Here is a 12,240-nt window from a genome sequence, read left to right as displayed (position 1 = left end):
TCACCAACAGCTATCCTGCCGGTTCTCTTTGAGTAACTTAGACTGGCCCTCATTCTCAAATCACCCTTACCAACATGTGTATAACAAATACACCATAATACAAGTACCCCTCATTTCTCCCTCAAATACACGTCATACTGTATATTTATAAATATAAATTAGTTGGTATTTGTGTGGATTTCTTTTCCGTTCGGGGTCATATGGTTCAACTATATTTGCACACTGACTTATGAAAACTTTCTCGTCCATACAACAGCTATTGGCTACCCTTAGCAGGGAACAAAAGTTGCTTAGTGAATTGTTCGAAAAGAGGAAGATCCTCTCTTTTAACTATGACTATGCGCTGGAGTTGGTAGACTTTGATGCAGATAAGATAACTGCCCTGGTGGACTATGCAGTGGTGCGGCAGAATGGCAATAACCTGGAGCTGGATGATGTGTTCCTGCAGTTTTTTGAGCAGGTGATGGAGGTAAATGAGGAGATCAATGCCTCTTACATCAATGAACACATACAGAACATAAAGCAGAACATTATTTACTATCTGCAGGAAAATAATGAAGGCCGTAAGTATAGTTACCTGCGCCAGGTAAAACAGGCATTGAGGAAGATAGGTGTCATTGCCCTGCGTAATGTGGTAGATCTGAACAGGAACATTGATAACACCTTTAAGAACGAGCCTAACTACAAGATAAAGCAAACCAAGTTGGAGCACCTGGATGATAAAAGGGCGACCGTTTATAAGCTGATCAACGAAACAGACGCATTGGTATCTGGTGAGGATGAAGTTACTTTCTTTAGAGTGGCTGCCGATGAAGAGCTCAACAGGCTGATCGTTGTACTCAAGCTGCAACTGAATGAATGCAGGCACAACCTCATAGACATTCAGCGGCAGATCATAGAGTATCTGAACAGGATAAAACATCATAGCGGGGTAATAGAGAAGCTACGGCAGATAAAGTACCTGAAAGACCAATTCGAGCTGCGGAGCAAGACAGACATAAAGGCGATACTTGCCGAGAATACAGCTGTTGTGTTTGAGCCTAATCCTACTTATCCGCTCAATATTCCGTTAGACCAGTTGCAGACAGATAGTGATGCACTGAACATTATAAGGAAGGTGGCCAAAGGCAAGCACAGCAATGTGAAGACCAACCAGCCAATGGCCGAGGGCATTTCTGACGAGTACCTGGAAACACAGGTGCAGGAGGAGATACAGATCAACCTGGATGAGGTGAAGAATGGCTTCCTGGCTAGTGGTAATAACCTCTTCGACTTTATAGTTAACTACGACTATGGCCGCGAAGTGACCTTTGATGAGTGTATTACCATCTACTGCCAGATGGTATCGCAGTACGACACACTATTTAAAATAACCGACGCATACAACAACAGGCAGGATGTAGAGTTTGCAATGATATACCCGAAGTAAATGTGTAATAGGGTCTATCAAAGAATAGAACACTAAAGAGACAGGGCGACTACTGCACACTTTTTGGTTTTAACTTTTGACTTTTAACTTAAAAAAAATGCCGGTACCTAAACAAACTTCCGACATATTTGAGATACTCAGTAAGGGACAGTTCATCTGCTCCAACAGTACCAAGGATAGCACAAGGAAACTATATAATATAATTGACGAGAATTTTGAAGACCTGTATGACTATTTTAAGGCCATTAACCTGAGCCTTGAAAAAGGTGACGAGTATTATATGTTTACCAGGCTGGAGAACAAGACCGACCTGGAGCGTAAAATACTGGCTGCCTACAAATGGATAGATATGCTGGATTTCTTTAAAACCTTCGACCATTCATTTGGGCCGGGTTACAGGTTCACACCGTCCGACATACTTATACGCTTGTCGGTAGATGTGGACATGAAGAACAAACTGGAGGGCCTGAAAAAATATGCCGGTGGTAAGGAAAAACACGCTGAAATTTTAGAAAAAGTGCTGGAGCAGCTGGGGCGCGATTATTTCATAGAGTTGGAAAATGAAATATCGAACAGCTACAAAGTACTATCATCGTTTCAGTATATGGAGCGCCTGGTATTATCAATTAACATTCCCGATTCAGCACAGAAATGAGATATTTAAACAGGATTATTTTTATTAACAGTGCCAATGTGAAGTATGCCGAGGTGGCTATTGATGGCAATGTACACTTTATAGGTACGCAGGGTGTGGGTAAGAGCACAAGCCTGAGGGCCATACTTTTCTTTTACAATGCTGATAAATTAAAGCTGGGTATAGAGAAGGGTAAAAAGACATTTGACGAGTACTATTTCCCTTTTGGCAATTCTTATGTGATATATGAGGTGGTGCGCGAAACCGGCACGTATTGCATTATGGCGTTCAAGTCGCAGGGTAGGGCGTGCTTCCGTTTTATTAACAGTGAGTACCAGCAGGAACATTATATTGACAGTGACGGCAAAGCCATGGCGTGGGACGGCATAAGAGAAGTGCTGGGCAAGAAGGTGGGCTACACCCGCAAGATAGACAGGTATGAAGAGTACCGCGATATATTGTATGGCAACAACCTGGGGTTGGATAAGGAATTCAGGAAATATGCTATCATAGAAAGTCGCCAGTACCAGAACCTGCCGCGTACCATACAGAATGTATTCCTGAACAGTAAGCTGGATGCGGAATTCATTAAGCAGACCATCATCATGTCTTTGAATGAAGAAGATGTGAAGATAGACCTGGATAAGTATGCACTGCACCTGAAGGATTTCGATACTCAGCTGGCGGACATCAACAAGTGGACTGAAGCTAACAAGAGTGGCGAAATACCTGTGCGCAAAATGGCTGAGACCATTGCCCGCGGACATGCCGCCATCATATCACTCAACAAAGAGAAGAAAGAAACTGCGGTACAGCTGTTTCACGCTCGTGGTATAGCTGTAGACGAGCAACCAAAAATAGAAAAGAAACGCGACCAGCAGGATAAGCAGCGCCAGACACTGCAACAGAAGGCTGATGAACTGAAGGATAAGTTCAAGGCCAAGCGCGAGGATATACAAAAGCAGATCAATATCCTGGATAATGACCTGAAGAAGATAAAAGTTAGGGCTGAGTATTATGAAAGCATAGACATTGCCTCTATTATACAGCGCGTAGACAAGAAAGACAGGGTGGAAGAAGAGCGCGACAGGCTGAGGACTGAGCGCGAGCTGCTGAACACAAGATTTACGGAGATCAACGGCCGTTACAAGGCATTGATACAGCAGCAACAAAATGAACTGGCCCGTTTTGAAAGCACCAACCTTGTGCGCAAGAACAAATTGCGCGAAGAGTTTTTGCAGTTCAAAGATGACACCACCGAAGAGTATAAACTGGCATTTGCTGAAATTCGCACACAGCACCAGGAAGCGCTGGAGGTGGCCCGCAATACCATTACTCAAAAGAAAGACAACATACACGATCTGAAGCTGAAGAAGCAGAAGATACAATTGCAACGCTATTTTGAGCAGGAGATAGAACTGGTAAAGGGCGAAATAGCCACCCTGCAGCAGAAGCTGAAGAACGGTGAAATTGAAATAGCTGATTCAAAGAAGCAGTCGGAAACCATGCAAAAGCAATGGGAACTGGATGCGGAAAAGAGTACAGGTATATTCGATCGGAAAATAGAAAAGCTGCATGATGACAGTAAGCAGTTTACTGCTGCCATAGAGTCTATTGCCGCCAAGCTAGAGAAGAACAAAGATTCTCTTTATGGCTGGCTAAGTACCAATGTGCAAGGCTGGGAAAACAACATAGGTAAGATCATAGATGAAGAAACGGTCTTATTTCAGCCCGACCTGTCACCATCGTATACCGAAGGCGCCAATGACAGCGTTTACGGACTGAAGATAAACCTGGAAGACATAGGTAAGAAAGTAAAGACCGTTGCTGACTATGAGTTGGAGCGTGGCGAGTGGCTGCAAAAGGCCGAAGCCAACAGGGCCAATATTGCCAAACTGATAGAAGAGCGCGATGATGAAAGCAACAAACTAAGATCGCGCTACCAGGGGAAAATAAAGGAGCTGAACAACAGCCGCAGACAGATGGAGTATGAGTTGCAGCGCCACAAGGGGCAGTTGCAGACCAACGAAGTAAAGTATGCTGACCTGGTGCGGAAAGCCGGTGAAGAAAAGGAACAATTATTGGCGCAGGTTGCTGAAGAGATGATCACCGCTGCTGATGAACTGGCCAGGGAAGAAAAGGAACTGGAACAGGTGAGGAGCAGCATGGAGAAGCAGCTGGAGAACAAAGAGCGCGAGCAGAACCGTAAGATACGCGCTGAAGATACCCGCATAAAAGAACTGGTAACCGAAGCGACAGAAGAACTAAAGACCCGGAAGCAGGAAACTGCCGACAGGATAGCCGATATAAAGCAACAACAGACGCAGAACCTTGAAAAAGAAGGCGCTGATGTGGTGCGCATGGCAGATATAGACAGGGAGCTGGGCAGTTTGCAAAGGGAGCTGGACTATATCAATGCGAACAGAGATAGGGTTGCCGAGTACAATAAAGATAAACGCGAGTTATTAGATAATGTCGATTCTTTCAAAACTGACAAGCGATTGAAAGAAACGCAGCTGGAGAATGAGCAGGAAAAATATAACCTGCAAAAACAAAAGTTGCAGCGCGAGATAGACTTACTGGCTACCGAAATTAACGAACTTACCGGCCGCCTGAATATTATGACCGACGGTCTGGCTACTTTCGACAGTTTCAAGCAGACAGATCATTACAAGCAGATCGCAGAGTTTGAAGGACTGTTGCCGGATAGGGTGGAGAACAACGCCGGCCTGAAATCACTGATAGAAGCGCTGAACGGGAAGATCTATACGATCATAGAGCGTTACAACGACCTCTACTCGGCCATCAGGAAATTCAATGGTAATTTCTCCGAGCAGAATGTATTCCACTTTAAGACCAACTTGCAAGAGCCGAAAGACTTTATTGAGTTTGCCGAAATGCTGAGTGAGTTTTTGGAAGAGAATAAAATAGTACAGTACGAAAAGCGGGTCAATGAACGCTTTGCTACCCTAATACGCCAGATAGGGAAGGAGACCAATGAGCTTACCTCTAAAGGCGGTGAGATACAAAAAGTGATCACACACATCAACCGCGACTTTGAAGAGCGCAATTTTGCAGGTGTTATCAAGAGCATAAAGTTGCAGCTGTCTGAAAGCAAAAACAACGTTGTTGCATTGCTGCAGGCCATACGCCAGTTCAACGACGGCAGCGGGCTTAGCCTTGGTGTGGTAGATCTCTTCTCGTCTGGAGACAACGAAGCGCAGAACAAGAAAGCGATCACCCTGCTTAAAGACTTCGCGAAGGAGATAGGCTCAAGAAAAGAGAAAGAGATAGGCCTTGCCGATTCTTTCGAGTTGCAGTTCAGGATAGTGGAGAATGACAACGACAGCGGATGGGTAGAAAAACTGGCCAACGTAGGCTCTGAAGGTACGGACATACTGGTGAAAGCAATGGTCAACATCATGCTGCTCAATGTATTCAAAGACAGTGCATCCAAGCGCTTTAAAGACTTCCGTATGCATTGTATGATGGATGAAATTGGTAAGCTTCACCCTAACAATGTAAAGGGTATCCTTAAGTTTGCCAACGACAGAAATATCCTGCTTATCAATAGTTCACCAACATCGTTCAACGCTACAGACTACAGGTATACCTACCTGCTGAGCAAGGACAGTAAGCACGTGACGACCATTAAGAAGTTGATCAAAAAAGGAAGTGAAGCATTGGCAACAGCATGATAACGCTTAGTATAGCTGAAAAACTACTCCAACTGATTGACGGGGAACAACTCCCCGCCAGTCAGGCAAGACATACCCTCATTGATGAGCTCATCAATGAGGGTATTGTTTTGGTGCGTATTACAGGCCGCACAAAAAGCCTGTTATACATTGTTGATAAAACAGCCATAGCCAATTGGTTGTTTAACCGTTTTCAGATCAATGACGTTTCAGCCTATATTAATACCCTAAAGAATGATCAGGCTACACGCACCGACCTTGTGCTTGCCGGTAACGATTCCAAGTTACAGTCCAAACGCACTTTTAAGGGCTTCCTCGTTAACAGTTACCTGCCGATAGATGCCTCACTCAACAGTAAGGCAATTACTATTAACCCCGAGCCAGGCACCTTTCAATTCATCTATGATTTTGAAAAGTTAATACCTGCGGCGGATGTGGTTATAGTAGGCATTGAGAATGCAGAGAACTTCAGGTGGATAGAAAAGCAGCAACACCTTTTCAAGGGTATAAAGCCATTATTCATTTCCCGCTACCCGCAGGAGCAGAGTAGGGATGTAATTAAATGGCTGCTAACTATACCTAACAACTACCTGCACTTTGGCGATCTTGACTTTGCAGGTATCAATATTTACATGCAGGAGTACAAGAAGCACCTGGGCATCCGGGCATCGTTCTATGTTCCTGATAATATTGAAGCATTACTGGAAAAATATGGGAATAAAGGTCTGTACGACCGCCAAAAGCTCAATGACATCAGTACAGTAGAACAAGGTATCCTTGATCTCATAGTCCTACTGCATAAATACAAGAAATGGCTGGAGCAGGAGCTTCTTATAGGAATCGTGTTATAAGAGCGATGCGTCGGCGGAATAAGCGAGCGGTGCAAAGGGAAGATTGTAAATCGTCGTTGCCTTGATCTGGTGAGTTAGTTGTTATTTGAAGTCTATCCCAATTCCGTTAACGAACTCCCCCGGTCGGTCCTGCTGACGGGGCAGGACCGACCAGTCTCAGCTATGCTCATTCAGTAGCCGGGATTCATGGTAAGGAGGAGCTTTGGGATATATTTGTAGGTGGTCAATAGCAAAGTAGTTATGTGTATGTTTTTGAGGTATTGACAATAGTATGTCTGCTATATAAACCGTATTCATTGATCATTGATAGCGGAAGGTAGCATTATGGTTATCGCAGTGCCTTTGTTCAGTTCGCTGGTTATGGTTATGGTTCCATTGTTAATATCGAGGTATTCTTTACATAGCAGCAACCCCAGCCCAAAACCTTTTTCGCCTGAAGTGCCATAGTTACTGAAATGAGTGCTGGAAAATAGGGTACCCAGCTGTTGCGGACTCATACCCACGCCTGTATCGGTTATAGTGATCTCTGTGTTGTTATTATTGACCTGACTGCTTATAGTAATTGTTCCGCCAGAGCCTGTGAATTTTACGGCATTGAGCAGCAGGTTTCGGAGTATAATATCTACCTGGTCCTGATTGACAAATAATTCAATTGGCCCTGTGGTAGTGTTGATCAGCTGTATGTTTTTTTCTTTGGCTACAAAATCCAGTAATTCCATGTTAAGCCGCAGTATAGATGCCGCGTCTATATTAGTGGCATGACTGGAATAGGCATCTTCAAAAGAGTGAGATGCCCACCTCAGCAGGTTGTTCATTAACTCGTTTACCGAAATGAGCTGTGTTTTTAGTTCCGAAACATGCAATTCCAGTTCCCGTTGCGCATCTTTACCTTCAAATACAGATATAAGTCCTGATATAGAAGATAACGGACTTCTCAGATCATGCGCTAATACCGCAAGAATCTTATCTTTATGGCTGCATTTTTGTTCAAGTAAAGCAATTCTAGCTTCAGCGTTATCTAATTTTTGTTGAATGGGATCAGATTTTTTAAAATTAGCTATTAATGAGTTTTTATCCCCTTTCGGTTTGTGTAATGAATTGTTAGTCATGGCGTTAGAAAAAGAAGTAGAAGATGTTGTAAACTACACTGCAATCTTACACACTTAGTTGGCTCTTATGTGTAGAAAAATTTCGACTTGGCATTATTTTAAAAATAGCACCTTTGTAGCAGGAAAATGAAGTATGGATTTAATAATAAATACTTTATGAATATAAAATTTTCTATATAAATATCTATGCAGCCCGATATCATAATTGCAGACGATCATAGTATGATAAGGAAGGGGATGAAGCTTTTATTAAGATCTCAGCTGCATTGTAAAAATGTAACGGAGGTTAATAGTTGCAATGGTCTGATGATTGAATTGAAGAACGGGCCATGTTCTCACCTGATACTGGATATGATATTTTCTGATGGCACAGCATTAGAGATAGTGCCTACAATAAGGAAGCTGTACCCCGATCTGAAGATCATGATCTTTTCTATGCAACTCAGTGAGGTATATGCCGATGCCTTTAAACAGTACAATATTCACTATTATCTCAATAAATCGCAAGAGGAAGATAAGTCATTGCAATACATACAAAGGTTTCTTAACGATGAACCTGCACCCGCGGGAGACGTTGATGAACTGGTTCAAAAGAATCCATTTACAATTTTGGCTCCCAGAGAGTTAGAGATATTACATTACCTGCTCAACGGGCATCATACCAACGATATAGCTAATACACTGAATCTTAGTACCAGTACTATATCTACAGTGAAGAAGCGAATATTTGATAAAACTGAAACAGAATCTATTACACAATTGCTGGAACTGGCTTTATTATATAACATCAGTTTTTAGTACACACCGTAACTTTACACACTAATCCGATCCTATAAAATGTTTTTTGCAGCAGAAGGAGATACAACATTAAATTGGGTGATAATAGGCGTGCTGTCTGTTGCAGTTATTGTTGCCGGCTATTTTATTGTTCGGTTTGTAGTGAAGCAGGTAGTAGTAAAGCAAAAGATCTTCAGGCTGCTACTTGAGCGTAAAGCCCGGGAGATACACTTAAAGAATGAGGCGCTGGAGAAAAGCAATATGATACAGACGCGCCTTATTTCTATCATCAGTCATGATATCATCAGTCCCCTGCGCTTTATCCATATCAGCAGTAAAAACCTGATAGATGGTAAGAATGAAGATTCCAGAGAGATGCAGGAAGAAATGCTGGCAGAGATATCGCACACATCTAAAGAACTGGAGCTGCTCTCTACCAATATCATGAACTGGATCAAATACCAGAATGAGAACCGGAGGATGATCAAAGAGCAGTTTGACCTGCACCAGATGGCCAATCAGATATTCGGCATCTTTCAAGGTCTGGCCAGGCAGAAGAATATCACCTTTAAAAACGAAGTTAACACAGGCTCTATTCTCTATCAGTACATGGAGCCCGTAAAAATCGTGCTGTATAATCTTATACTTAATGCATTGAATTTTACTGAGCAAGGCTGTATTACTATAAGTGGAGGTGAAAGCAAGAAGGGGATTCTGATAAAGGTGAAAGATGAGGGCAAGGGTATGACAAAGGATCAGATAGACAATGTAATGTCAGAACATTTTATAGTTTCATCGGCCAATGTAGACAAGCGCAAAGGCCACGGGCTGGGCTATCTCATCATTAAGGATATGCTGAAGTTTGTAGATGCCAAATTTGTCATCAAGAGCAAGCCTGGGCAGGGTACAAGTGTAACTATTTTCCTGCCGTCTTAGCGTTACTTTAATTTTATCCCATTCCTGCAGTTGATGTAAGTAGTATCGGTGGCCATTTCGGCTGTATGTGCCAGGGCATCGTTAATATCCGGGTATTTCTTTTCCATTTTATCCAGTATACAATCGCAGTAGGTTTTTGCACCTTCAGGCGTTGCCGTCCAATGTTCGGCATTTTCATTGCAGGCTTGTTTCCAGGCGTCTTTATCTTCTTCGCTCCATTTATTGCATGAGCAGAGGGACAATAGAATTAGTATTGGGAGTTTACGCATTTGTATTCTGTGTTTGTCTGAACAATATGTAAGATAATGATCTTTGCGGTAAGACCATTGTGAGATGAAGGTGGTTGCCCTAGAAAGTATACACGTACTGAACTGTTACCAACCGCGGCGCTTCTATTTTTAATGGACGCAGGAAATAGGCAACATTAAAGATATTGTTGGCAATGAGCGATAGTTTGTGATGGGCGGTAAGCTTGCAGCCAATTCGTGCGTCGAAGATGTGATAGCCATTGTGCGTTTTCCAGTAGTCGACAATGATAATTGGTGCCAGGTTGGGGATGGTCTTGGTATCGTCTTCAATATCTTTAAATGCTTTGTCAATATTCTCCATCTTGCTGTAGTACCGGTAGCTAAGTCCTACGGAGTATCTATCCAGTTTTACCTCTACATCAGCTTTCAGCATGTGCCTGAAACGGTATTTCAATACGTTGCCATCGGGGTTGAGGCTGCTGTTTCGGAATGTTGCTGAGTCCTGTCCACCTTGTAATTTCTTAGGATAAGCATATACTTTATCAGGGGAAAGGGAAACGGGGTCTACATAGGTATAACCTGCCAACACTGCCAGTCCGAATTTCTTTTCTTCGGGTGTGGTGCAAGCCAGTGATATGTCTACACCGTTCACACGTGAATCACCGGTATTCACAAATTTAAAACCTACTATAGATACTTTAGGATTCCATACGCCAAACAGATACTCGATAGTATTATGGTAGTTCTGCTGGAAACCTGCAAGGTCCAGGTAGCCCATACAGTTACCAATTTTAAAGCCTTGCTTTACACCCAGCTCAAAGTTTCTACTGGTTTCGGGCAGCAGGCCCGGATTAGGAAATACGCCAAACAAACCTACCTTGGTAGAGATGTAGCGCTCTGCAATAGTAGGGTAGCGGTATCCATCTCCTATTGATGTTCGTATCCACGTGCCCTGCAATACCTTGAGGCTGGCGCCGGCTCGGAAAATGGGTTGCGCGGCACTAGGCAGCGTATTGGTCTGGAAATACTCATAGCGCACTCCACCCGAAATGTTTAGCACATCCCATATCTTCTTGTCCATTTGTATATAGCCCGCTATATTGGTAATGGTATTATTGGGTTTACCGCTTGAATCATAGAGTTGTGCGCGGGTGTTGGCAATTGTAGTTACAACGCCCCCGGTAAATGTCAGGTCAAGCGGTTTATATCTACGTTGTAGCTGATATTCGCCATAATATAGTGTCCCCTTTGTACTTTGGTTGTTGGTGATCTGGTCGTCGGTATGGAATACCCTGGTGGTAAGACTATGGCTCACACCATTGCCTTTATCATACTTAACAAACGGGTCTATGTTAAAGAACGTCTGTTGCTCCAGGAATACAGCACCGGGATAACCTCGATAGATACCTGCGGAATCATCGAGCCAAGCCAGTACCATATTGGTTTTGTTGATCATCGCATTGGCATTAACACCATAACTAAGGCCAGTATACTTTTTCGAGCGATAACGAAGGCCCACATTTACGCGGCCGCGTATCTTAAGCATGTCTTTATTGGTATAGGTATAGATTGAGTCGGTAAGCAGTAAAGCCTTTTTAAAGTCCGGAGCGAGGTCGCCAAAAGATGGCGCTGGGCCCATATATCCCTGGTCAATATTGAAATTGGCACCTATCACCACATCCAGATTTTTCTTGACAATGCGGGAGTGCAGGAAGTTAAGATTTGTAAATCCGGGTACAGAACCGTTGTACCAGTTCATAGCGGGTGAGGGCGGAACACTGTACGCCCCGGCCGAATAACTGATGATAGTCTTAGGCTTCAGGCGGGGGTACGCGGAACGAATGCTGATGACGCCATTGATTGCTGAAGAGCCATAAAGAACTGACGATGAGCCTTTTATGACTTCTATTTGTTCTATATTTTCAACTGGTAAATAGCTCCATTCCGGTCTGCCGGCGTCGCCACTGAGCAGGGGTATACCATCTACCACAATGGCTACACGGCTTCCTACGCCAAAGGTAAATCCACTACCACCTCTTATCTGCGGGTCATTGTCAATAATTGTGAGCCCCGGCACTTGCTCCAGTGCCGTTTCTATACTTGTGGTGTTTTTGTTATTGATCAGAGACGGTTTAAGCACCTCCATAGAAACCGTCAACTCTTCCAGTTTCTGGCTGAATTTGCCTGAAGACACCACCACCGTTTTTAATTCTTCTGCGGTTGTAGAGAGTTTAATGTTCCTTTCCGTGATAATATCTTGTTTTATGTAAACATTGAATGTGTCGGTGATCGAACCGACATATTCGCAGAATAGTACATGATGTCCCGTGTCAAGTACCAGGGAATAAATACCATCAATATCTGATACGGTACCTTTAGAAAGGTTACCAACCACCCTTATCGTGGCATTGCTCAGCGGTTCTTTGTTGATTGCAGAGGATACTTTTCCTTTTACAACACCGGTAGGCTGCGCAAATGCCGCACAACAGAATAAGGACAGTGCCGTAAAAACGACAACTGTCCTTATCAGAAAGTTATGTATGCGGGGAAATGTCAAT

The 12,240-nt window shown here is 43.3% G+C and carries 9 protein-coding genes; 6 read left to right on the top strand and 3 right to left on the bottom strand.

Going from position 1 to position 12,240, the window contains the following annotated elements; all coding sequences use genetic code 11:
- Positions 1–229: 229 nt before the first annotated feature.
- From CJD36_RS21825 to CJD36_RS21810, 4 genes are all read left to right on the top strand, one after another.
- The gene (locus CJD36_RS21825; protein ID WP_105041337.1) at positions 230–1,429 is read left to right on the top strand and encodes a hypothetical protein; all 1,200 of its coding nucleotides are present in this window, start codon (positions 230–232) and stop codon (positions 1,427–1,429) included.
- Between the two features lie 97 nt (positions 1,430–1,526).
- On the top strand, positions 1,527–2,084 hold the full coding sequence (locus CJD36_RS21820) for a condensin complex protein MksE (RefSeq protein ID WP_105041336.1): 558 nt from the start codon (positions 1,527–1,529) through the stop codon (positions 2,082–2,084).
- Positions 2,081–5,761, top strand: a complete 3,681-nt coding sequence (locus CJD36_RS21815) for an ATP-binding protein (protein WP_105041335.1) — start codon at positions 2,081–2,083, stop codon at positions 5,759–5,761. The genes CJD36_RS21820 and CJD36_RS21815 overlap by 4 nt, the downstream gene beginning before the upstream one ends.
- Complete coding sequence (locus CJD36_RS21810; RefSeq protein WP_105041334.1) at positions 5,758–6,612, top strand: hypothetical protein; 855 nt, start codon at positions 5,758–5,760, stop codon at positions 6,610–6,612. The genes CJD36_RS21815 and CJD36_RS21810 overlap by 4 nt, the downstream gene beginning before the upstream one ends.
- Positions 6,613–6,905: 293 nt before the next feature.
- Here the strand turns inward: CJD36_RS21810 and CJD36_RS21805 are convergent, their stop codons facing one another.
- A complete protein-coding gene (locus CJD36_RS21805) occupies positions 6,906–7,721 on the bottom strand; it encodes a sensor histidine kinase (protein ID WP_105041333.1) in 816 nt (271 codons plus the stop codon).
- A 186-nt stretch (positions 7,722–7,907) separates the two neighbouring features.
- Between CJD36_RS21805 and CJD36_RS21800 the strand changes: the two genes are divergently transcribed.
- Positions 7,908–8,519 (top strand): response regulator transcription factor, encoded by a 612-nt coding sequence (locus CJD36_RS21800; protein ID WP_105041332.1) that lies wholly within the window; start codon positions 7,908–7,910, stop codon positions 8,517–8,519.
- 39 nt (positions 8,520–8,558) lie between these two features.
- Positions 8,559–9,434, top strand: a complete 876-nt coding sequence (locus CJD36_RS21795) for a sensor histidine kinase (RefSeq protein ID WP_105041331.1) — start codon at positions 8,559–8,561, stop codon at positions 9,432–9,434.
- Positions 9,435–9,436: 2 nt separating this feature from the next.
- On the opposite strand, the gene CJD36_RS21790 is transcribed toward CJD36_RS21795, so the two are convergent.
- Both CJD36_RS21790 and CJD36_RS21785 read right to left on the bottom strand, forming a co-directional pair.
- Complete coding sequence (locus CJD36_RS21790; protein ID WP_105041330.1) at positions 9,437–9,703, bottom strand: hypothetical protein; 267 nt, start codon at positions 9,701–9,703, stop codon at positions 9,437–9,439.
- A gap of 79 nt (positions 9,704–9,782) precedes the next feature.
- A complete protein-coding gene (locus CJD36_RS21785; protein WP_105041329.1) occupies positions 9,783–12,239 on the bottom strand; it encodes a TonB-dependent receptor in 2,457 nt (818 codons plus the stop codon).
- Position 12,240 lies beyond the last annotated feature (1 nt).

The organism is Flavipsychrobacter stenotrophus, from assembly GCF_002954265.1.
Taxonomy (GTDB): Bacteria; Bacteroidota; Bacteroidia; order Chitinophagales; family Chitinophagaceae; genus Flavipsychrobacter; species Flavipsychrobacter stenotrophus.
The sequence above is the reverse complement of the archived record's forward strand: the minus strand, read 5'-3'. Positions and strand labels throughout refer to the sequence as shown.

What these genes read in the sequence shown, in the direction of transcription:
- CJD36_RS21825 (WP_105041337.1), top strand. Translation starts at nt 230, where the DNA reads ATGAAAACTTTCTCGTCCATACAACAGCTATTGGCTACCCTTAGCAGG.
- CJD36_RS21820 (WP_105041336.1), top strand. Translation starts at nt 1,527, where the DNA reads ATGCCGGTACCTAAACAAACTTCCGACATATTTGAGATACTCAGTAAG.
- CJD36_RS21815 (WP_105041335.1), top strand. Translation starts at nt 2,081, where the DNA reads ATGAGATATTTAAACAGGATTATTTTTATTAACAGTGCCAATGTGAAG.
- CJD36_RS21810 (WP_105041334.1), top strand. Translation starts at nt 5,758, where the DNA reads ATGATAACGCTTAGTATAGCTGAAAAACTACTCCAACTGATTGACGGG.
- CJD36_RS21805 (WP_105041333.1), bottom strand. Translation starts at nt 7,721, where the DNA reads ATGACTAACAATTCATTACACAAACCGAAAGGGGATAAAAACTCATTA.
- CJD36_RS21800 (WP_105041332.1), top strand. Translation starts at nt 7,908, where the DNA reads ATGCAGCCCGATATCATAATTGCAGACGATCATAGTATGATAAGGAAG.
- CJD36_RS21795 (WP_105041331.1), top strand. Translation starts at nt 8,559, where the DNA reads ATGTTTTTTGCAGCAGAAGGAGATACAACATTAAATTGGGTGATAATA.
- CJD36_RS21790 (WP_105041330.1), bottom strand. Translation starts at nt 9,703, where the DNA reads ATGCGTAAACTCCCAATACTAATTCTATTGTCCCTCTGCTCATGCAAT.